The organism is Facklamia sp. P13069, from assembly GCF_050409405.1.
In the GTDB taxonomy this organism is placed as follows: Bacteria; Bacillota; Bacilli; order Lactobacillales; family Aerococcaceae; genus Facklamia.
In genome coordinates, this window is sequence record NZ_JBNUPN010000020.1 from 14,804 (window position 1) to 35,636 (window position 20,833).

At 36.3% G+C, this 20,833-nt stretch carries 21 protein-coding genes and 1 other annotated feature; of the genes, 11 read left to right on the plus strand and 10 right to left on the minus strand.

The annotated features are described in order from the left end of the window. Window positions 1-19 precede the first annotated feature (19 nt). From ACQV2T_RS06850 to rpmA, 4 genes are all read left to right on the plus strand, one after another. Window positions 20-1,924 carry a M13 family metallopeptidase gene (locus ACQV2T_RS06850; protein WP_428893418.1) on the plus strand — a complete coding sequence of 635 codons (1,905 nt, stop codon included), beginning with the start codon at window positions 20-22 and terminating at the stop codon, window positions 1,922-1,924. Between the two features lie 81 nt (window positions 1,925-2,005). Continuing rightward, window positions 2,006-2,076: a sequence feature (ribosomal protein L21 leader region), on the plus strand. A 36-nt stretch (window positions 2,077-2,112) separates the two neighbouring features. After that, the gene (gene rplU, locus ACQV2T_RS06855; RefSeq protein WP_258436143.1) at window positions 2,113-2,424 is read left to right on the plus strand and encodes a 50S ribosomal protein L21; all 312 of its coding nucleotides are present in this window, start codon (window positions 2,113-2,115) and stop codon (window positions 2,422-2,424) included. A gap of 2 nt (window positions 2,425-2,426) precedes the next feature. Continuing rightward, the gene (locus ACQV2T_RS06860; RefSeq protein ID WP_428874422.1) at window positions 2,427-2,771 is read left to right on the plus strand and encodes a ribosomal-processing cysteine protease Prp; all 345 of its coding nucleotides are present in this window, start codon (window positions 2,427-2,429) and stop codon (window positions 2,769-2,771) included. 12 nt (window positions 2,772-2,783) lie between these two features. After that, on the plus strand, window positions 2,784-3,074 hold the full coding sequence (rpmA, locus tag ACQV2T_RS06865; RefSeq protein ID WP_090290150.1) for a 50S ribosomal protein L27: 291 nt from the start codon (window positions 2,784-2,786) through the stop codon (window positions 3,072-3,074). Between the two features lie 106 nt (window positions 3,075-3,180). On the opposite strand, the gene ACQV2T_RS06870 is transcribed toward rpmA, so the two are convergent. From ACQV2T_RS06870 to ACQV2T_RS06890, 5 genes are all read right to left on the minus strand, one after another. Then, entirely contained in the window at window positions 3,181-3,336 is a 156-nt protein-coding gene (locus tag ACQV2T_RS06870) for a hypothetical protein (RefSeq protein WP_428874421.1), read from the minus strand. A gap of 338 nt (window positions 3,337-3,674) precedes the next feature. Continuing rightward, the gene (locus ACQV2T_RS06875; protein ID WP_428893419.1) at window positions 3,675-4,880 is read right to left on the minus strand and encodes a hypothetical protein; all 1,206 of its coding nucleotides are present in this window, start codon (window positions 4,878-4,880) and stop codon (window positions 3,675-3,677) included. A gap of 13 nt (window positions 4,881-4,893) precedes the next feature. Next, a complete protein-coding gene (locus tag ACQV2T_RS06880; RefSeq protein WP_428893420.1) occupies window positions 4,894-5,649 on the minus strand; it encodes a hypothetical protein in 756 nt (251 codons plus the stop codon). After that, the gene (locus ACQV2T_RS06885) at window positions 5,650-6,330 is read right to left on the minus strand and encodes an ABC transporter ATP-binding protein (RefSeq protein ID WP_428874418.1); all 681 of its coding nucleotides are present in this window, start codon (window positions 6,328-6,330) and stop codon (window positions 5,650-5,652) included. It abuts the gene before it with no gap. Further along, on the minus strand, window positions 6,323-6,703 hold the full coding sequence (locus tag ACQV2T_RS06890) for a GntR family transcriptional regulator (RefSeq protein ID WP_428874417.1): 381 nt from the start codon (window positions 6,701-6,703) through the stop codon (window positions 6,323-6,325). The genes ACQV2T_RS06885 and ACQV2T_RS06890 overlap by 8 nt, the downstream gene beginning before the upstream one ends. 224 nt (window positions 6,704-6,927) lie before the next feature. Here ACQV2T_RS06890 and ACQV2T_RS06895 point away from each other — a divergent pair, with 224 nt between their 5' ends. Beyond that, window positions 6,928-8,397, plus strand: coding sequence for a DUF1538 domain-containing protein (locus ACQV2T_RS06895; protein WP_428874995.1), 1,470 nt, complete (start codon window positions 6,928-6,930; stop codon window positions 8,395-8,397). Window positions 8,398-8,407: 10 nt separating this feature from the next. Then, window positions 8,408-9,058 carry a P-II family nitrogen regulator gene (locus tag ACQV2T_RS06900; RefSeq protein WP_428874413.1) on the plus strand — a complete coding sequence of 217 codons (651 nt, stop codon included), beginning with the start codon at window positions 8,408-8,410 and terminating at the stop codon, window positions 9,056-9,058. An 888-nt stretch (window positions 9,059-9,946) separates the two neighbouring features. Here ACQV2T_RS06900 and ACQV2T_RS06905 read toward each other — a convergent pair. Next, on the minus strand, window positions 9,947-10,507 hold the full coding sequence (locus ACQV2T_RS06905) for a hypothetical protein (RefSeq protein ID WP_428874411.1): 561 nt from the start codon (window positions 10,505-10,507) through the stop codon (window positions 9,947-9,949). Window positions 10,508-10,840: 333 nt separating this feature from the next. Between ACQV2T_RS06905 and ACQV2T_RS06910 the strand changes: the two genes are divergently transcribed. Together ACQV2T_RS06910 and ACQV2T_RS06915 are read left to right on the plus strand one after the other, a co-directional pair. After that, window positions 10,841-11,740, plus strand: coding sequence for a YitT family protein (locus tag ACQV2T_RS06910; RefSeq protein WP_428882131.1), 900 nt, complete (start codon window positions 10,841-10,843; stop codon window positions 11,738-11,740). 125 nt (window positions 11,741-11,865) lie between these two features. Beyond that, window positions 11,866-12,033 (plus strand): hypothetical protein, encoded by a 168-nt coding sequence (locus tag ACQV2T_RS06915; RefSeq protein WP_428893421.1) that lies wholly within the window; start codon window positions 11,866-11,868, stop codon window positions 12,031-12,033. Window positions 12,034-12,248: 215 nt separating this feature from the next. Here the strand turns inward: ACQV2T_RS06915 and ACQV2T_RS06920 are convergent, their stop codons facing one another. From ACQV2T_RS06920 to ACQV2T_RS06930, 3 genes are read right to left on the minus strand one after another with little or no spacing between them, the layout of a single operon-like run. Beyond that, complete coding sequence (locus ACQV2T_RS06920; protein WP_428874407.1) at window positions 12,249-12,536, minus strand: DUF5960 family protein; 288 nt, start codon at window positions 12,534-12,536, stop codon at window positions 12,249-12,251. Next, the gene (locus tag ACQV2T_RS06925; protein WP_428874405.1) at window positions 12,536-12,907 is read right to left on the minus strand and encodes a hypothetical protein; all 372 of its coding nucleotides are present in this window, start codon (window positions 12,905-12,907) and stop codon (window positions 12,536-12,538) included. The genes ACQV2T_RS06920 and ACQV2T_RS06925 overlap by 1 nt, the downstream gene beginning before the upstream one ends. After that, window positions 12,904-14,328 carry a Y-family DNA polymerase gene (locus ACQV2T_RS06930; protein ID WP_428893422.1) on the minus strand — a complete coding sequence of 475 codons (1,425 nt, stop codon included), beginning with the start codon at window positions 14,326-14,328 and terminating at the stop codon, window positions 12,904-12,906. The genes ACQV2T_RS06925 and ACQV2T_RS06930 overlap by 4 nt, the downstream gene beginning before the upstream one ends. Before the next feature lie 286 nt (window positions 14,329-14,614). On the opposite strand from ACQV2T_RS06930, the gene ACQV2T_RS06935 reads away from it, so the two are divergent. Both ACQV2T_RS06935 and ACQV2T_RS06940 read left to right on the plus strand, forming a co-directional pair. Beyond that, a complete protein-coding gene (locus ACQV2T_RS06935) occupies window positions 14,615-15,826 on the plus strand; it encodes a dicarboxylate/amino acid:cation symporter (RefSeq protein ID WP_428876048.1) in 1,212 nt (403 codons plus the stop codon). Window positions 15,827-15,972: 146 nt separating this feature from the next. Beyond that, window positions 15,973-17,472 carry a C69 family dipeptidase gene (locus tag ACQV2T_RS06940; protein WP_428875002.1) on the plus strand — a complete coding sequence of 500 codons (1,500 nt, stop codon included), beginning with the start codon at window positions 15,973-15,975 and terminating at the stop codon, window positions 17,470-17,472. A 9-nt stretch (window positions 17,473-17,481) separates the two neighbouring features. Here the strand turns inward: ACQV2T_RS06940 and ACQV2T_RS06945 are convergent, their stop codons facing one another. Then, on the minus strand, window positions 17,482-17,799 hold the full coding sequence (locus tag ACQV2T_RS06945) for a hypothetical protein (RefSeq protein ID WP_428893425.1): 318 nt from the start codon (window positions 17,797-17,799) through the stop codon (window positions 17,482-17,484). Between the two features lie 230 nt (window positions 17,800-18,029). Between ACQV2T_RS06945 and ACQV2T_RS06950 the strand changes: the two genes are divergently transcribed. After that, window positions 18,030-20,833 (plus strand): Ig-like domain-containing protein (locus tag ACQV2T_RS06950; protein WP_428893423.1); only part of this gene is annotated, 2,804 nt, incomplete at its 3' end.

Sequence of the window (20,833 nt, forward strand, 5' to 3'; positions counted from 1 at the left end):
CAAAAGAGGAGGAATTATTATGGCGATCAATCACTCTTTATTAAAAGATGATTTATATCAAGCGGTAAATGGGGAATGGCTAGAAGAAGCGGTGATTCCTTCAGACAAACCAGCTACAGGTGGATTTATGTCATTAGCCGAGAAAGTTGAAGAAGTTTGTTTGAAGGATATCAACGCGTTAGTTGAAGGCAAACTAACTACTACGGATCCTTTAATGTTAGAGTTTATCAAGCTTTATAAAAAAGCACTTGATTTTGAATATCAAGAGAAAGACAATTTGGCAGAAGCTAAAGATTTTTTAAATAGTATCCTTTCACAAGCAGATTATCAAGCTATTACAGCTAAAATGGTAGAACTATTAAACTATAAATTACCTTCGTTAATTAACTTATCCGTTGAACCAGACATGAAAAATGCGGAACAAAATTGCCTTTATATGGATGTCCCAAGGTTAATTTTGCCAGACACTCCATATTACGATGAAGAAAATGAAAAAGGACAATTTCTTTTGAACATATACCAAAAACAAAGCGAAGAATTATTAATAAGTCTTGGTTATAATAAGGACCAAAGTCAACAATGGGTAAAAAACTGTATAGAATTTGATCGTAAATTAGCTAGCTATCAGAAAACGCAAGAAGAATTAGCGGACTATACCCAAAATTATAATGCACGATCCATTGCTGAAGTGAAAGATTATTGTCAAGAAATTGCAATTGATTCTTTTATTAAGCAGATTATCAAAGAAGTGCCAGAAAAAATTATTGTTACTCAACCTTCTTTTTTTGAACATCTAGATGAAATTGTTCAGTCGGATAATATTGAACTTCTTAAATCTTGGATAATAGTAAGCACAATTAATGACCTATCCGGAGTGTTAGGTGAAGATTTTCGTTTAAAAGGCAGTGAGTTTTCATTGGCTCTATCGGGAACGCCTGAACCGATGAAAGCGAAAAAATTTTATTTTTACCTAGTAAGGGATCTGTTTGATCAAGTGATAGGCACCTATTATGGCAAAAAATATCTAGGATTCGAAGCTCGTAGGGATATAGAGAGCATGGTCAAAGCGATGATTGAAGTTTACAAAAAAAGATTGGAAAAGAACCAATGGTTAAGTGATGAAACCATTCAATTAGCAATTAGAAAGTTAGAAAAATTTAACTATCTAATTGGCTTTCCAAACGACTATCCAGAATATTATAAAGACTTAAAAGTGAATGCAGAGAGCTCTCTTTTTAAAAATTGTTTATCGTTAAAGAGGATTCATCAAAAGGACCATTTTTCACAATACAAGCAAGCGGTGGACCGAGATAAATGGTTGATGCCAGCAGATAGAGTGAACGCCTATTACAATCCCACTTTAAACAATATTTGTTTCCCAGCCGCTATTTTACAAGCTCCTTTCTATAGTCTGGATCAATCAAGAGCGGCGAATTATGGAGGAATTGGAGCTGTCATAGCTCATGAGATTTCGCATGCTTTCGATAATAATGGCGCTAAAATTGATGAAAATGGTAACTTGAATAACTGGTGGGCTGAGCAAGACTTTGAAGCTTTTAACCAAAAAGCTCAAGCGATGGTTGATCAATGGGATGGTATGCCGTTTGGCCAAGGGAAAGTAAATGGCAAGTTAACCGTTTCTGAAAACATTGCAGATGGAGGTGGTTTGACAGCTGCATTAAATGCCTTAAAAAATGAAGGAGAAACAGATTATAAGGAGTTCTTTATCAATTGGGCCCGTATTTGGTGTCAAAAAGCGCGTCCAGAGTATGAATTAATGTTGCTTCAAGTAGATGTTCATGCACCGGCAGAATTACGCGCCAATGTCCAAGTGAAGAATCTTGATGAATTTCATGAAACATTTGAAACGTCAGAAGGGGACGGCATGTGGCTAGCTCCAGAGGAGCGCGTTCGCATTTGGTAATTTACCAAAAATATCTTTCCTTAGAATTATTGACAGTCTAAAGTAATTCTGATATCCTACTAATGTTGTATTTGTGTAGCACCACAACTGCAACCGCTCATCCTTGAGTTTAAGTGCATTAGCCACTCAAGTTGGCGAGTCTAAGTGTAGGTATTTATACCGAAAATCTAATAATAGGAGGTGCTTGAATGTACGCAATTATAAAAACAGGCGGCAAGCAAATTAAGGTAGAAGAAGGACAAACAATCTTCGTTGAGAAGCTAGACGTTGCTGAAGGCGATAAAGTAACTTTTGATGAAGTCGTTTTAGTAGGTGGTGAAGGTGAAACAAAGGTAGGTTCACCATTAGTTGCTGGAGCAAGTGTAGAAGCGACTGTTGAGAAACAAGGACGCGAAAAGAAAGTGGTTACTTTCAAATATTTACGTCGTAAAGATTCTCACCGTAAGCAAGGACACCGTCAACCATACACTAAATTAACTGTTAACGCGATTAAGGCTTAATCATGATTCAAGTACAAATCAGCCTTTCAAAAGAGGGTCAAGAAGTTAAAGAAATCGAAATGACAGGACATGCTGGTTATGGTGAACATGGACAAGATATTGTCTGTGCCGCAGTATCTAGCCAAGTTATTTCAGTAGAAAACTCTCTTTACCAACTCTTGCAAGTGCCTGTAGAAACCACTGTTAATGAAATGGAAGGTGGGTATCTCAAGCTCGTACTACCATCGATTGAACAAAAGAAGTTAAAACATGATGTGCAACTTTTGATGCGTCATTTAATTTTAGCTTTAGAAGTGACAGAACAAGCTTATCCCGAATATATTCAGATTAAACAAACTATACTATAGGAGGTGCTCTCTATGTTGAAATTAGACTTACAACTATTCGCTACTAAAAAAGGTGGAGGTTCTACTCAGAACGGTCGTGATTCCATTGCTAAGCGTTTAGGCGCTAAAGTTGGCGACGGTGAAGAAGTAACAGGTGGATCAATTATCTACCGTCAACGTGGAACAAAAATCCATCCAGGCGAAAATGTTGGCCGTGGTGGCGATGATACATTATTTGCAAAAATTGATGGAATCGTTAAATTCGAACGCAAGGGTAAAAAAGCTAAGAAAGTTTCAGTTTACCCAGTAGCTGTTGAAGCTTAATCGAAGTTTTTAAAATGCCTAACATCTTAAAAGCAGTCCTAGTTAAACTAAGACTGCTTTTTTGTTTGTCTAATGATTTGTTGAAGTGACAGTTAAGCCGTAGTCATCATTGGTCGTTTATTTCAATTTCTTTGAATGCTATATTATAAAAGTCTGTCTTATCAATTAAAATAATACTTTCTGATTCTTTGCTTTTATCGGCTATTAACTCATCTTCTGTTGACTGTTTAATTGCTCTTTTTTGATTGAAGTATTTTCTCAAATTTTGAAATTTCTTCCTCTAGTTTTCTGCTTTCTTTTTCCCTTGCGCAAAGCAGTTGTGTCACCCGAGGTCATCATGCTCACCAGCCGTAAAAGCCTCTTTCATTTCACTTCCTCTTTAAATAGTTGATGGCTAAAATATTTCCAGTAATTTAAAGTGGCTATTCGATGGGGAATATAGCTAAGAAGCATAAATAAATATCTAATTATAATGTAACTTTAAGTAATAAAAAGGAAATGGTTTTCTTTTAAAATTAAAGGCATAACTTTTTTAAAATAAAAGGAGGCTGTGACATTAGTCAGCCTCCTTTAAAGTACAATATGGGTGCGTATGATTCTTTAATTCCAAATTAAAAGATCTAAATAATTCTGATACTCTTTAGGAAAATCGATTCTAAAGAGTGACTGGCTTTGTCCGGTGTTTAAATCGTAATAGCCATAATATTTCTTGCCAGAATCATTGAGGGAGAGAAGAGATGGCCCCTTACTGTTATAGTCAATCACTTGAATGCCTAGCCCAACTTCCAAAGATTCAAAATGTTCAATCGGAATCTCACCGATATAATTATCTTCCTTTATTGAGTAGCGGCCAAAGTGAGGCTTATTTTTTTGATATTCGATGATATAAATATGGTTAGAGTCAGCAGTCAGGATTTCGAAGCTATTTGAACTTGGAATGGTTACTTTAGTTTCTTGCCATGATTGGTCTTTAAAATCAAACAGAAAGAAGGGACCATTCTCGTCATTTTCAAGATTATAGCTAGTTTGAATAAAGGGAGCATCAAGAGAGAGGTTACTACTTAAGAATGGACTATTGAGCCAAACATCTTTAGCTAGAGTTTCCTCATCACTATATACAGTATAGTCTTCTTCATTAATGAGTTTAAATTGGTTTTCTTTGTTGACTTCATCAAGTTGGTAAATTGTAATTTTGTTTTTAAAGGAAAATTTGTCGCTATTGCTGTTTCCCGATTCGATATTGTAAAGACACATTAGATAATATTTACCATCAACTTGTCGGATTTGAACATTTTGCAGATAGATTTTATTCGAGTCCTTAATTGAAGTTTTGATTGTAGGAATATCTTTGATAAGCTCCTTTTTATTTGTAAAGTCTAAAAAGTGAACTTTGATGGGTTTTTCTTCATTAGAAAACAAATCACTTTCAATCCAGAAATAGTGCTTATCTCCTTGATAGATTTGTTCTAGTGAATCTATTCCTTTGAAAAAGTTGGGGGCTTCTTTAGCTAATGCTTTTAATTCTTTATTTCCCTCAAAATCAAGGCTTTTGAATTTAAGATTTGAACGACTCAACTGAAAATCTCCACTTTTATTTTGGAACATTTCTTCTGGCAGAGAGAAGAAACTGTTTTGACTACTTAGTTGGACATACTCTTCAGGTAGATTGGTTAGTTTTTCATCTCCTTTTATTGAGGTTAATTTCCCAATAATCGGCGAGTTAAGACCATAGAGACTTCCTACTAATAAGATTAAACCCATGCCAATGATTGCAAAGTATTTAATCATTTGTTTATAATAATTCATCTTTCTACCTCCTTTAAATATGCAGATCTTTTGCGACATATTGACTGCCAATCCAGTAAGTGATACTTCCTACAAGGATAAAACTGAGTGGATAAAACGCATGAAACTCGAGATTAGTAGGTAGCATACCAAAAGCTATGAGTTTTCCAGTAAGATATGTTCCTGCTACTAGGATGAGCAAGTAGAGGACAGACCATTTCCAGGAATAGGCGCGTTCAAGCAGTACAAATAGAAGGGTGATTGGAATCAAGGCAAGCCAGGCTAAGATATTAACAAGCGATACCCAGATGGATTCGGTGAAAAGATTGGTGAAATAAGAAAAGTTGAAAACGAGATAGAGGGGCATATCATTTGAATACCGCTCTTGTAAGATCATTTGTAAGAGAAAATGAAAAACATATACCGTAAAATAAACGAATAAAATATTCAGGAAAAAATAAAAGACGAGGCTTAGAAATTTTGCATGGTAGAGGCTGGATCGTTTAAAAGGGCCAGCTAACCAGCGAGAAATCATTTTACCTTGGCTAAACCAATCTTTTAACCAGATTAAGAGGGTCGCAATTGCCATACTAATAACTCCGATAATAAAGGCGATATTTATGATATTCAGCAATATATTTGGCTGATTTACCATATTTTGTTGGAAATTACTTTGTATTTCACTATTAACACTAATTAAGGATAGGATTAGATAGATCAAAGCGACGATTAACCAGTAAAATTTCTGCCTTTGTATTTCAAAATAAGTTAAACTCAATACTTCTCTCATTTAATTTAACTCCTTTCTTAACCATTCAACTAAGGATAGTTCTTCATTTTCACGCATATCTTCTAAATAGATAGAGTGTTTGATTTGGCCCTCACTCATTAAAACGGCTCGGTCGATAAAGTGTTCGACATCGTAAAGTTCATGAGTGGTTACTAAGACACCACAGTCTTTTTGGATAAATGAACCAAAGAGTTCAAGAATTTCTTCCCGGCTAAAGACATCGATGCCAGCAAAGGGTTCATCTAACAGAAGATAATCTGCCTCTAAAGATAAGCCTAACATTAAATTAAGTTTTGCTTGATTCCCCTTGGATAGTTCTTTAATGCGCTTACTATCTTCTAATTGGAAAAAATCTTGGATATCTTGTGCTCTAGTAGGATTCCAAGCAGGATAGAGATTGTACATAAATTCTTTGCATGCTTTAACCGTCATCGAAGGGGGAAAGTTGAGGTAATCGGGAACATGCCATATTCTAGCTTTAGCATCTCGCAATTTTATTTCATCAATATAAATTTCCCCTTGATAAGGCAAAAGTCTGGCAATACAGTTAATGAGGGTCGATTTTCCTGTACCATTAATGCCGATCAATCCAGTGATTTCACCTGGTTTAACTTCTAAATTGATGTCTTTAAGGACCTTATGCTTACTGAAAGACTTGTTGAGGTTTTCGATTTTAATCATGGTTAATGGCCTCCTTTTTAATTTGATAGCTATGGGTAAGGCGTTGGATGATATCTTCTAATTGCAAATCCATGGGAATTAAAACATCGACTAGGTTTTCGATGGCTTGATCAATGGATTCATATTTAAGTTGAGAAATTAATTGCGTGTCAGTTGTTATGGTGCTAGGTCTTTGAGCTTGAGTAACAATCATACCTAAGTCCTCCATTTCTTTAAATGCCTTTTGAACGGTATTGGGATTGACTTTCCATTCCTTTGCTAATTGTCTTCTTGAGGGCAATTGATAACCCGGCGTATATTTGCCTGTGATGATCTGATCTTTTACCCAAGTAATAATTTGGGTATAGATGGGTAGATTGGGTGCAAGTTTCATTATTTTACCTCCATTAAAGCTTTATTATATTCCAAGATGTGTCCCACAATCATAATACGGCTTGTTTAAGTGTATTATACGAGCCATACACTTTTAAGTCAAGGTATGAAGGTAAAAATGCAAGTAAAAGATGAACGGAATGAATGGTGATAAAGATTTAAGCAAAAGTCAAGCCAAGCTATGGTATGATGAAGGAGAAATAATATTTATGAAGGAGGAATGTTATGGATTTATTAGTCGATAAATTAAAAGAAGTGTTAGCTTCTGTACTGCCTATTATACTTATAGTCGTGATCATTTCATTGACCATGGTCAATGTGTCGGCAGATATGATGATTCGTTTTTTAATAGGGGCTGTCTTTTTAATTATAGGTTTAACGATCTTCTTATTTGGTGTGGAAGTTGGTATGAGTCCTATAGGAGATTTGATGGGGAAAAGTGTAGCAGATGCTCCCAATATTTGGGCCATTACAGGGCTAGCCTTTGTAATTGGTTTTTCGGTCACGGTCGCAGAACCTGATTTACTTATTTTAGGCCAACAGGTGGCTGATGCGATGGGAGGAGCTCTTACTTCAACGGTGATTGTTGCAATGGTCTCACTTGGTGTCGGCTTCTTAATTGCTTTTGGTATCGTGCGGATTTTGTCTTCCTTTTCGATTAAGTATTTTTTCTTAATTGCTTATGGGTTGATCGCCTTAATGGCCTTATTGGTTTCTAATGATTTTATAGCCATTGCTTTCGATGCGTCAGGTGCCACGACAGGTGCCTTAACCACACCTTTTATCTTAGCATTGTCAGCGGCTGTTTCATCTCGTAAAGGGGGGCACATGGCTGAGGAAGATTCTTTTGGTTTAGTAGGTGCCATGAGTGTCGGGCCAATTTTAGCAGTTATTTTATTATCAGTTATTACAGGAGTAAGTTTCCAAGGGCAAGCAGAAGTTTATCGTTATACGGAGGGAATTATTGCCCCATTCTTTTTGGCTATTGGACACACTTTGCTTGAGTCTTTAATGGCCCTCGCTCCCTTAGCCATTTTGTTTGCGATTATGAATTGGAAACAATTTAAGCTCAAAAAGCGTGAACTCAAACGGATTATCAAAGGGGTTACTTACACTTTGATTGGACTGGTTCTCTTTCTAATAGGTGTCAATCAAGGCTTTATGGATATGGGGCGTTTTCTAGGCAATATGTTAGCGCGTGACTATCAGGCATGGTTACCCGTAATTGGTTTGATTATGGGCTTGGTGATTGTTTTGGCTGAGCCAGCCGTTCACGTATTGGGAGACCAAGTTGAAGCGGTAACGGGTGGTTTTATTAAGAATAAACTTTTACTTGTCTTTCTATCTATTGGAGTAGGCCTAGCTGTCAGTGGGTCACTGGTTCGTATCCTAGTGCCTAGTATTCAAATCTGGTATTATTTATTACCTGGCTTTCTTTTAGCCATCTGTTTATCCTTTTTTGTAGATGATTTATTTGGAGGGATTGCTTTTGATGCGGGAGGCGTAGCTTCCGGACCAATGACGGCAACTTTCATCCTGTCCTTTGCACAAGGGGCAGCGGATCGGATTCCAACGGCAGATGTGGTAACGGATGGCTTTGGTGTCATCGCAACGGTTGCAATGGCGCCAATCGTCATGATATTATTACTCGGAATCATCTATAAGTGGAAATTAAAACAAGAAAAAATAGCATAGGAGGGTATTTATGCAGACAGTCTTATTTTTTGCAATTGTTAAGAAGGGTACAGCCTCCTATTACCTTGAGCAGGCACGCCTGGCAGGAGCCACCGGTGGAACGATCTTTCAAGCAGAAGGAACAGTTGCCAATCCTTTCTTAGATTTATTAGGTTTGAATGATTCCAAGCGTGAAGCCTTATTGATGTTGGTTGATCATTCAAATGAAGAAAGAATTCATCAAGTCTTAACCGAAAAGTGTGAATTACCTAAAAAAGGAAAGGGCATTCTCTTTTCAATTAATACAAGTAGTGTCTATGGCAGTCACCAGTTAATGCATGAATTTAATGAGGGAGGTCAAGAAATGAGTAAGTATCAATTAGTAGCTACAATTGTTGATCGTGATTCAGGGGATGAAGTAGTGGAAACTGCTCGTGAAGAAGGAGCAGGTGGAGCAACTATCCTCCATGGTCGAGGACTAGGTTCGAAGAAAGCTCCTAAGATTTTTAATGTTCAAATTGAACCGGAAAAAGAGCTTGTCTTAATGATTGTTGAGACACAAAAAGTGCCTGAAATCATTGAAAAAGTTTCTAAAGCCATGGATATTGACCAACCGGGTAAGGGAATCCTTTTTACTATCGATGTCAACGATGTAAGCGGGCTTTTCCAACAAATAAACTAATTATTTAAAACTTAAAAAGTGGATTAAGACGAATGATTAGCTTATGATACATTTATTAAAAGGGAAAAATGACAAAAGAAGTTTGTCGTAACACCGAAAATAAAGCTATTTAATATAGTATCAATTCGAAAAGTAATTTTTTGAAAAAATAAATATTAAAAAAGCAAGATGAATTAAATTAATAATTTATCTTGCTTTTTAGTATTGCTAAATTTTTGCTAATCTTATGATACCTCTAAATAAAAATTGTAATTTAACAGGAGCGACAGTATATATTTTTTTAGCACCTGTCCATGATATATATCCTTCATATTTTATGCCGTTCCTATACTCTACATACCATTGTTTATAGGATCTAGGGACCGGACCCGGGACAGTTGGTACCACTTTCCATACTTCTACAAAAAGAGTACGCGGAGGCCAAACTTTCGACCTGAATATATAATCCTCTTTTGTTAGATCATTATCTTCAACAGAAACAGATTGTGTAGTAATATAATCCTCTTTTGTTAGATCATTATCTTCAACAGAAACAGATTATGTAGTTATATAATCCTCTTTTGTTAGATCGTTTTCCTCAGCAGAAACAGATATAGTTGATAGACCTAAAAATATAGTTAGAATTAATATTGATTTTATATAATTATTTTTTTTCATAATTATTTTCCTTCCTATGTTTTTTATCTACAAAATAAAATAATGAATACACAAACACAAATCCTATTATTCTATACAATAAGTTATCAAAAAAATATGAAATCGTTAATTTCCCTTGGAAAAATGTTATTAATACGCTTACCAAAATATATACTCCTACAAAAAGTAACTCATTTATTATTTTGCTTAGTTTCTTCATAAAATTCACCTAATGATCCTTTTAAGTTACGATTATTGTAAATAATTGTATTGATAACGAAATCCTCTTACAACAAATACTCTTGCATAGTCAGAAAAACCGATAGCACCAATAGCTCCATCTATAGCCGCTGCTGCAAGTTTAAATTGTGGTGGTAACAACATAAGTATAAATCTTGTTGCAACTCCCGTACCAGCTCCACCTAGAATACTAAACGTTGACGCACTTATATATACATCCACATTACCTTTTGATGCTTTTCCATGCCATACCAACTTTGTTATCCCGTTACTTTGTCTTCTTAACATGCTAGTACTATCATTTGAAAATTTAGAAGTATCTATTCCTAGATCATTAAAATACTTTATAAGTTTATCATCTGTGATAGTTACAACTGTCTCATCACCATTTTTCGAAGTGTCAAAATACTCTGAATTTTCTTTATAAAAATCCATTACAACATTATCATTAACATTAGCTGTTTCCTTTATTGAAGTACTTGCATGAGCATGAACATCAAAATTAAAGAGAGAACTTACCATTATCATTAAACTTACTGCTATCACACTCAACTTATTCTTTGCACACATCAACACCAACCATCTTTCAAAAATTTATTGTTGATAGTATACACAAAAAAATCAGATATAACAATTCTTTTTTTAAAAATTATAAATAATTAAGTTTGTTGTATAAAAATTTATTGTTTTTAACTTAAATAAAAGTCTTAACAAGAGAAAAAATATACCATCATTACTTTTGCAAATTATTAGGAATGGTAACTCAGCGCTGTCAATAACTATTGAAACAATAAAATAAATTAATGATTGATTATAATTTACTAAGATTTTAAAAAACTACTTGAAAGTGATTACATTCTTGTCAAAAAAGGGTATAATATCCTTGATAGTAAAGGAGTGGTGGCAATGGTAAAAAAAGTAATGGACTATTTTGAAATAACACCGAAAGGGATTCTTTATTCTGTTTTGATAATGACTTTAGGTTGCATTGTTTATGCCTATGGGGTTAATTATTTCCTCATTCCTAATCATTTTGGTAACGGTGGTGTAACGGGTGTTTCTATGTTGGCCTATTATTTACTTAAAATACCAACCGGTACAAGCAACTTCATCGTTAATGCCATTTTATTAGTGGTTGGATGGAAATACCTAAGTAGGCGAACCTTGCTTTATACAATTTATGCTTCAACTTGTTTAAGTTTTTGTTTAAATGTTATCCAACCAGCTCCTTATATTGCAACTAATATTATTATCCCTGCTGTAGCAGGTGGAGTTCTTTTAGGAGCAGGTATTGGTTTAGTTCTTAGAGGCAATGGGACGACTGCCGGAACGGATATTGTTGCTATGATTATGCAGCAGTACCTAGGAATCAGTTTCTCTGCTGGTTTGTTAATGTGTGATATGCTAGTTATTTTGGCTTCCAGCTTCATTATTGGAGTAGATATGACGATTGTGACGATCATGATGATGTTTATTGCGAGTCAGACCGTAAACTTTGTGACAGATGGGGTCAACCGTCGAAAGTCCGTGATGATATTCTCCTCTAAGAAAGAAGAAATTGCGGATATAGTAATTAAAGAGATGGTGCGAGGTATCACTGTATTTAGGGCATATGGTTACTATTCTAAGCAAGAAAGGGAAGTCTTACTGGCAATAGTGAATCGTAATCAGGTTGTTCAATTACAAAGATTAGTGACTCAAATTGACCCCAAAGCCTTCGTCACTATTTCAGACGTTCAACAAGTGATTGGTGAAGGATTCACCTTCTTTTCCTATGAAAGTCCACACAAAAATAGATACCATTAACCATTAGTAATTAACTGATCTAACGAACTCGATTGAAAGGTGAAGCCCCTTTTTAATCGAGTTTTTATCTTGCTACATAAGGAAATAAATGAAGAAGCTAATAATATTTCCCTGCTTCAAAAGCAATGGATACCATTGATCGAGCTGTGCTCTTTAATCCAGCCATCTTATCATTGGATGAAGTACGTTCTTCAGTCGATAGTTTTTTAGAAAGATTAAATGAAGAAGGTATGGATAAGGTAAGGGAGGGGGACCTCCTTCGTAATGCCCTACCGCTTATCGAGTATTTGTAATGCCGATATTATCTTGTTGATGAAGAGTGGTAATATTAGTGAAAAAGGAAACATGATTTGCTTTAAGTAGCTAATGGGTGTTATGCAGACGGCTATTAAAGTCAGTTTGCTAATCAAGCTTAGAAAAAAGCACACTCAAATGAGTGGGCTTTTTGAATAGAAAGATGGATAGCACTAAAATCCTAGCTTGATAGGCTGGGATTGAGGGTAGAACTTTAATCAACATAATGATACTGATATTGGTAAATGCGAATTAAATGGTTGCGCTTATCGGTACGCACCTTGAAAACAAAAGTGTGAGTACGTTGGTCGAGACTGTGTTTTTGAGGGATACGAAAATAATTAATGGTTGATGCCGACATCATTCGTAATAACTCATCCTCTAGAAAAGCAAGAGGAACTTTCAGCTTAGAATAACGATAGAAATCCTCTTGAAATCGTTGATAATTTTCACTGAAATAATCAAATTGTGTTTGATTATGGTGGTAGTCATTGGTTTTCATTATTCCACCTCCTCAGCAAGTGTAATATCGATAATTTGTTCAAAAGCTAAAAGGAGATAGTTTCTAGAAAGGGGGTCTTCAATCGCACAATGGTCTAGATTTAGCTCTTTAAGAGTGCCGGTAAATGATTGGTGGGCCTTATTTGGATGATTGCCTTGATAAATAAGGCTAATGGAGAGTTTTTGAACATAGGCTTGGCTGAGTAAAAGAAATTTCTCCTTAGGAGACAGTCTGGCCGGGCTTGAGTCAGTAAAGCTGTGTGACAGAGCAGAGCTATGTTCTGATAAGAAAAAGCCCATCCATTTAGCCATTTTGCGATCTTGATATTGACGTGCAGCTTTAGATGATAAGTAAGACCGATCTACACTCATTCTAAACCATCCAATCCGCCTGCTCCGCCTGCTGCATGACCACCCATCAACTTGCTTCGAGCAATGGAACGAGAACTTTCTAGTAAGGCGCTAGCTTTTAAAACAGAGACGTAGCCAAAACGTTTTCGAATAGCATCTACTGTTTTATCGAGGCGCTCTTCTTTTGATATTTGTCTTGGCTCTTCAAAAAGCGAAAAGTAATGGATGTTTTCTTCTACCAAGCCCGAATAACGAACACCAATATGGCGAACGGGTCCGTTTTTATATTTAGAGCGAAAGAGCTCAATCACAGTGGCTGTTAAGACTTTTGTTTGCTGGCTAGGATCGATTTTGGTTTGAGCTCGAAGAGGAGATAGGTCAACTGCTTTGGAATAACCGACAGAGACAGAGACCAGCTGTGCTTTTTTGCCAGCCCGTCTTAAACGAATGGCCACTTGTTCTGCCATTTCACTCAAAAGCAATTCAATATCTGCTTGCTGAGTATAATCATGGGGTAAAATTTGCGAATTACCGATAGCTCTAGACTTCGGACGATAAGGCTCACTAACTTTACTTTCGTCGACCCCATTAGCATGAAAGAATAATTGCAAGCCAATTACACCGAACTCCTTTTTTAATTGTTCAGGATTAGCATGGGCTAGATCATAAATGGAATGAATCCCTAACTGATTGAGTCGTTTGGCTGTGCGCTTACCAATCCCCCAAAAATCAGTTAAATTTGGAATGGCCCATACTTTGCTTGCAACATCTTCATAGGACCAATTTGCTCGCATGGTCGGCTTCTTTTTAGCCTCGTTATCTAAAGCGAGCTTAGCCAATAAAGGATTGGCATTAGAAAGACCAATGGTTGAAGCGATTCCTGTTTTACGCCAGATATCCAGTTGAATTTTACTAGCTAACATTTCTAATTTGTCTCGACGTGACACCTGACGATCAGGAATAAAGTAGTTCAAAACATGCGTTAAATCAATAAAGCTTTCATCAATTGAATAGGGGAGAATATCTTCTTCAGAAGCATACTGGGTTAACAGCTTTAAAATGTCGATATTCTTTTTAATATAAAGGTCCATCCTGGGTGGCACAAATAATGAACGTTTGGCCCAAGATTCAATATAACGAACATAGGCAGGATCCGTTCGTAAGCCATTACGTCGAGCGTTGCGATAGTTGAATCGTCGATTATGAAGAGAGAAGGGTAAATCATAAGTTCGTCCCACATTGCTACGCCCAAAAACTTGCTTAAAAATGGGAGAAGAAGCCAAAATCAGACCTTGAGAAGTGTCTGTTTGACTCATGACACAAAGGCTTGTTCTTAGAGGATGCAAGCCACGCTCAACACACTCTACGCTCGCATAGAAGGATTTCATATCGATAAAAGCAATATCAGATTTAGGTTCACGGCTATAATCAATAATAGTCATTACAAATTCCTCCTGTAAGCAACAGTTTAATACGAACGGATGTTCGTGTCAATAGCGAAAATAATTTAAAGAATTTTATGAGATAGGAAACATTTTAAAAAGAGTATTTTATTACTGTTTTTAAAATAAAATTTCTTAAAAAGAGCTACAATTATTACTATTCAGCAAAATACAGTTAAAAAATAAGATAATTTAAAAAACGCTTTCATATAACTTTTTTTCGTGTATAATATAAGCATAGTAATAACTCGAGTTTGCTAAAAAAATTCCAAATGGAGGGGAAAAAATGTCAGAGAATAAAAATGACAGAATTAAAATCAAAACGGGTTTAGTCGGTCGGTTGCTGATAGCTATTGCAATGGGTATTTTGATTGGGCGTTTGCCATTTGTTCCTGAATGGTTTATTAGAATTTTAGTTACTTTATCTAGCCTGTTTTCAGCCTTTTTAGGTTTCTTTATTCCTTTAATGATTATTGGTTTAGTAACTAAAGGAATTGCAGATCTTACAGAAGGAGCAGGCAAATTACTAGGTATGACAGCTTTAACAGCTTATGGATCAACCCTTATAGGGGGGACTTTTGCTTACTTTGTGGCAACAAGTATTTTCCCTAGTTTTATTACCAGTGATTTAGTCAATAAGATTACTGAAGCAGGAGAAGGAGCTACTCCATTCTTTACGGTTCCGATAACGCCTATTTTAGAAGTTACAACAGCGGTTGTGCTGGCTTTTATGATGGGGCTTGTTATTTCGTGGTTACGGGCTAATCGAAATTCTGGACAGGTACTTTACCAATTGACTGTTGAGTTTGAAGAAGTGGTAGTTAAAGTATTAGAAACGGTAATTATTCCCTTGTTGCCAATTTATATTCTAGGAAATTTTGCAAATATGTCTTATTCTGGATCGGTATTTGCAGTACTATCTATCTTCTGGAAAGTATTCGTTATTGTCATCATTATGCATTTACTTTATGTTAGTTTATTATTCATTGGTGCAGGAAGCTATGCTGGAAAAAACCCATTACGACTCATTAAAAATCAAATTCCAGGTTATATGACGGCAGTTGGGACCCAGTCATCTGCTGCAACTATTCCGGTGAACTTAGATTGTGCAGAAAATAATGGTGTATCTGAAGAAATTCGTAATTTCGTTGTCCCTCTATGTGCAACTATTCATTTAGCAGGTTCGATGATTACTATTACTTCCTGTGCGACAGCCTTATTATTAATGTATGATCTTCCGCACAGCTTTAGTGTAATTTTTGGCTTTATCTGCATGTTAGGTATTGCGATGGTAGCAGCTCCAGGAGCACCTGGAGGAGCTATTATGTCAGCTGTACCATTCTTACCAATGGTAGGAATTGTTGGAGATGCTATGCAACAATTAATGATTTCGCTGTATTTAACTCAAGACTCTTTTGGTACTGCAGCGAATGTTTCAGGAGATAATGCCATAGCAGTTTTTATTGATAAAATATATTCCGATAAGATTAAAAGCTAAAAATAGCACTGTAATAAGCTCTTCATTAGTTAGCCAGCGACCTAACTAATGAGGAGTTTTTTAATACTTAAGAATAAATACATTATTCAGACTTTATTTTTAGAAGTAAGAAGCATAAGATAGGAGTATGAAAGTGAGGGATTAATATGGGATGTACAACAATTTTAGTAGGTAAAAAAGCCTCTTATGATGGGTCAACGCTTGTCGCACGAAACGAAGACTCTGTTTCGGGACAATTTAATGTTAAAAAAATGGTCAAAGTCGATAGTCAAGGACATCCGTCTCACTATCGGTCGGTGTTAGCTCACTTAGAAATTGAGTTGCCAAGTGACCCATTAGCTTATAGTATGACCCCTGATGCTGTAGGAGACCAGGGAGTTTGGGGAGCGTGTGGGGTCAATGCCGCAAATGTTGCCATGACTGCGACCGAAACGATCACTTCCAATGCGCGAGTGTTAGCTGCTGATCCATTGGTAACCTACCAAGAAGCTAGGGGTGAGCAGGGGAGCGATAATTATCAAGCAGAAATTCCTGGAGGTATCTCAGAAGAAGATATGGTATCGCTCGTCTTACCTTTTATACGGTCTGCTCGTGAAGGGGTAAAGCGGTTGGCAAGTTTGTTAGAAGAATACGGCACTTCCGAGATGAATGGGATTGCTTTTCAAGATGTCGATGAAATTTGGTGGTTGGAAACAATAGGGGGTCATCATTGGTTAGCTAAACGGGTACCAGATGATTCCTATGTAGTGATGCCTAATCAATTTGGAATAGATTCCTTTGATTTAGAAGATGCATTCGGTCAACAAAAAGAGCATATGTGTTCAGCTGATTTAAAAGAGTTTATTCAAGAGAATCACTTAGATTTATCAAAAGATGGTCCATTTCAGCCACGTTTGGCCTTTGGCTCAAGAACTGCTGCAGATTTAGTATATAATACGCCACGAGCTTGGGTAATGGGACGCTTTTTCAATCCAACAACTTATAAGTGGGAAGGCTCAGAGGCAGATTACACACCACAATCCTTTGATATCCCATGGTCCTTTGTGCCTGAACATAAAATTACTGTCCAAGAAATAAAAGAGATCCTTTCCAATCATTACCAAGGAACCCCGTATGATCCATATCTTACTAAGGGCTCAAGCGAAATGCGAGGCGCTTACCGGACAATTGGAATCAATCGCAATAATTTTTTAGGCCTAACTCAAATTCGGCCTTATATGCCGGAAAACAACCGCAGTCTTCAATGGATGGCCTTTGGATCAAATGTCTTTAATGCCATGATTCCTCTATATCCTCAAGCGAGTGAATTTCCGGCTTATCTCACTCAGACAGATGATCAAATCACAACGGACAGTCTGTATTGGTCTGCTAGAATGATTGCTGCTTTAGCGGACGCACATTATTATCAAACGCAAACAGTGATAGAGTCTTATCAGTCCAAGGTGGACCATCAAGCTTTAGCAATCATTAAAGCCTATGATCAAAAACTTGCAACAAGCCCTAGCTCTCAAAGTCAGCAAGTATGCGAGCAAGCCAATCATAAACTGGTCGCTATGTTACAAGAAGAAACACATCAGACGCTTAAAAAGGTATTAGATATTGCTTCCAATGGCATGAAGAATGCCTATGCTCGATCTGATCAATAAGTTTTATGTCTAGCAAATAGGAACCGACCCCCAACCGTTAGCTTTTTGTCTAACGGTTGGGGTCTTTTGGTTTGATAAAGTCTGCCTAAGAAGCCAGCAAAAGAAGAGGGTGGCTGTATGAGTGAATAGGGTCTGATTATTAGTTTTTGAGTGATCGGCAATCACATTGGTTTGATAAGCAGATTCAATCATTGTTCTTGTTAATTCAGCAGTTTGAGAATTAGGACGAAAGAGTCTTTTAACGAAGTCAGTCGTTCGCACATTCATAAATGATTTATCGACTGGAAGTGGTTGATAGATTGGACTAGTTAGGGCGCTTAAAGTAATGTATTTTACTTATTTGAGAGGCGCGTCTTTATCATTTATCCAATCGCAACATAAGACTTTGGGAAAGTATCCAACGATTTTTTCTTCTCTTAAGTTAAAAAAGTTCGGTGTTGTTCAATATTTTAGAGATATTATTTTTTATTAAGTATAATGATATGGACTTTATCAAATGTTAGGAGTAAGATAAGATTACATAAATTATTTAATTTTATGTTTTAAGGAGGAATAATATGTTAGGAAAGAATAACGTTACAGAGTTACAAAAGAAAAATGCTAGAAAGAAAAAAATCTATAGTTTAAGAAAATATAGTGCAGGCTTAGCATCCGTTGCTATTTCAAGTATGTTCTTTTTGGGTTCGAATAGTGTTTTAGCAGCAGAAAACACTACGGAAACTTCCCAAATTGAAGAATTAGGATATGATGATAAGGACCAAGGTATTCAACCTCTAAGTAAGTCAGTTGAGGTAAAAAAACAAGTTGAAACCCCTGCAGTCATTAAAATTGATGATGCAGAAATATCGGCTGTTGATCAGAGTTTATCAACAGCAATTGTAGAAACTGTAGAATCAGTTGATTCTAACGAGATTCATAGTGAAGAAGTGTTAGCAGAGACTAACAGTACCGAAATGAGTGTGGAATCATCAACTGATGAGAAAACAGTAGAGCAGGAGAGCGTCTCAACTTCTACCCCAGAAACAGTCAGCAGCTTAGTTGAAGAGATAACTGAGAGTTCTACTGAAGAATCTATATCTGCTGAAGAAGAAATAGTTTTAGAGGAAGAGCTAATCATTGATGAAGAAGCCGCTGTGATTGAAGAAAGTGTAGTCAATGAGTCAGACTCCATCGTTAATTCAGAAGAAAAAAGTTTGGGAGAATCAGATGGTCACTTAAGTGAACTTCATCAATTAATTGATGGTGAAATTGATCGCGAGGCGGTGATCCGTCAACAATTAGCAGAGATATACAGTGCTGAAGAAATTGAAGGAATCCTTTCAGGCGTTGATAAAGAGACCCTTCAAAATGCGTCCGCAGAAGTTTTGATGGAGAAAATTACTCAAGCTGGGATTGATTATGCTGAAAAACACTCTGGCTTTCAAATGTTTGCTATCCAAAATGCCACAGGAAGAGATGTAAAGGATTTAATCCAATTTAGTGATTTGCAATTTAAAATACTTGGTGGGGATAACCCAAATGAATTGCAACCGACTTCACAGGGGAAAATTGCGTTTACTGGTAAGTACCAATTAGACAATGCTATTAAAGCAGGCGATTTTTTTGATGTTAACTACGGCGATTATGTATTGCCTGGAGGCATAGATGTACCTCGAAATAGTGTTCATTTGCTAGATAGTCAAGGCAATTTAATTGCACAAGCATTTTATGATCCGGAATCCAATACCACTCGTTACATATTCACTCAATATGTGGATCATAACAAGGATATAAAAGGATCTTTTAATGATCAACTGGTGGCCAATCGAGATACAGCTGTAGTTGATAAGAAATCGTATCCTGTTACAGTAACTATTGGAAATCAAACCAAGAGTCAAGATATAATTGTGGATTATGGAAATAATAAGAATAGAAAAGTAGTTCAAGCAATTAGTGAATTAGGGAAAGATTCACAGGGTCGGAAGTTATTTAAATATACTATTTATCTAAACAATGGTGGGGAAGAAGTTGGAAGGTATTCAGATATTCGACTTTTAGCTGATAAATTCCATATTGACCCTGATTCGTTGGAAGTTCACAAAGTGAAACCTAAGAAATCAAATAATTCAGCCTATCCTTCTCAAATTATGCGCGATAGCCTAATCCCTGACCTTAATGGCGATAGTGAGAATTATAGGGTAACTAAAGAAAAAGGTAACATTTTGAATGACGGCAATAAAAGCCGTATCCATTTAGGAACAATGTTAGCAAATGAACGTTACATAGTCACTATGACCTTTGTAGAGGATGCGCCAGGTGCTTCTGATGTACTTGAAAAACCAAGAGTAACCACTTATCTTCATAAGGACGCTAATCCAAGCGGTAACCCTATTGCTCAGGGTGGTTCATTTATAGGCAAAACAAGTGTATCCTCTACAGGTGAAAGTACAGAAGAAACCGGATCATTCATAGAACATCATATTTATCAAACAAAAAAATCAGACGGTTCGATTGTGATTGATTTAAAAGATGATAAGTCGGCTCAAACTGGTAAATGGAACGAGTTTTATCGAACGCAAAAACAAGATAAAGAGGGCTATCAACTTGTTGAGATAAAAAATTTAATTAACAATCCAAAATATAATGAGGATGGTAGCCCTGCTACAGGAAGTTATAAACCAGAGAAGACAATTGAAATAACCTATGTGTATCAAAAAGACGAAACTCCAACGCCTGAACCCGATCCTAATCCGAGTGTCAAAGATGAACTTTATGAGATGACAGTTGAAGATGAAGGTTTTGGTTCTGAGTTCCAATATAATAAAGACTTAGCTCCTGGAACTATCAAAAAGGTTCAAGAGGGTCGATCTGGTAGATATCGTGTTTTATATAAGCATGTTAACCCAGAGGAAATACCAACACACTCAGATGGAAGTTTTTATGAAAACTTTGTAGAAATAAATGGAAAATATTGGCAAGAAGTTTCACGTGAGACGATCCAAGAAGCCAGACCAGACATTTTCCAATATAATTTCGTAACGATTACTGAAACAATTAAAAAAGAAGACGGTGGGGTAGAGATTCATTATAATGATGGAACGACTATCGTGATACCAGGGCCTGAAAAACCTGCTGATCCTGAAAAACCACTTTTACCATCCCAACCAATTGTGGAAATTACTCCGGGTGAAGAAGATGGGCGGAATGGTAATTATGTTACCATTAAAATTTACAATCCAAACACTGATGTCTATGAATCTGATAAAACTATCTTTATACCAGATGGATCTGATGGACAAAATGGTCAAAATGGTCAAGATGGAAAATCACCAACTGCAGAAGTCGTAGATAATGGCGATGGTACTCATACCATTACGATTAC

Coding starts and splice junctions, on each gene's coding strand:
- ACQV2T_RS06910 (WP_428882131.1), top strand. CDS start 10,841: ATGGTAAAAAAAGTAATGGACTATTTTGAAATAACACCGAAAGGGATT.
- ACQV2T_RS06880 (WP_428893420.1), bottom strand. CDS start 5,649: ATGAGAGAAGTATTGAGTTTAACTTATTTTGAAATACAAAGGCAGAAA.
- rplU (WP_258436143.1), top strand. CDS start 2,113: ATGTACGCAATTATAAAAACAGGCGGCAAGCAAATTAAGGTAGAAGAA.
- ACQV2T_RS06930 (WP_428893422.1), bottom strand. CDS start 14,328: ATGACTATTATTGATTATAGCCGTGAACCTAAATCTGATATTGCTTTT.
- rpmA (WP_090290150.1), top strand. CDS start 2,784: ATGTTGAAATTAGACTTACAACTATTCGCTACTAAAAAAGGTGGAGGT.
- ACQV2T_RS06900 (WP_428874413.1), top strand. CDS start 8,408: ATGCAGACAGTCTTATTTTTTGCAATTGTTAAGAAGGGTACAGCCTCC.
- ACQV2T_RS06920 (WP_428874407.1), bottom strand. CDS start 12,536: ATGAAAACCAATGACTACCACCATAATCAAACACAATTTGATTATTTC.
- ACQV2T_RS06895 (WP_428874995.1), top strand. CDS start 6,928: ATGGATTTATTAGTCGATAAATTAAAAGAAGTGTTAGCTTCTGTACTG.
- ACQV2T_RS06940 (WP_428875002.1), top strand. CDS start 15,973: ATGGGATGTACAACAATTTTAGTAGGTAAAAAAGCCTCTTATGATGGG.
- ACQV2T_RS06935 (WP_428876048.1), top strand. CDS start 14,615: ATGTCAGAGAATAAAAATGACAGAATTAAAATCAAAACGGGTTTAGTC.
- ACQV2T_RS06915 (WP_428893421.1), top strand. CDS start 11,866: ATGGATACCATTGATCGAGCTGTGCTCTTTAATCCAGCCATCTTATCA.
- ACQV2T_RS06890 (WP_428874417.1), bottom strand. CDS start 6,703: ATGAAACTTGCACCCAATCTACCCATCTATACCCAAATTATTACTTGG.
- ACQV2T_RS06860 (WP_428874422.1), top strand. CDS start 2,427: ATGATTCAAGTACAAATCAGCCTTTCAAAAGAGGGTCAAGAAGTTAAA.
- ACQV2T_RS06885 (WP_428874418.1), bottom strand. CDS start 6,330: ATGATTAAAATCGAAAACCTCAACAAGTCTTTCAGTAAGCATAAGGTC.
- ACQV2T_RS06875 (WP_428893419.1), bottom strand. CDS start 4,880: ATGAATTATTATAAACAAATGATTAAATACTTTGCAATCATTGGCATG.
- ACQV2T_RS06850 (WP_428893418.1), top strand. CDS start 20: ATGGCGATCAATCACTCTTTATTAAAAGATGATTTATATCAAGCGGTA.
- ACQV2T_RS06925 (WP_428874405.1), bottom strand. CDS start 12,907: ATGAGTGTAGATCGGTCTTACTTATCATCTAAAGCTGCACGTCAATAT.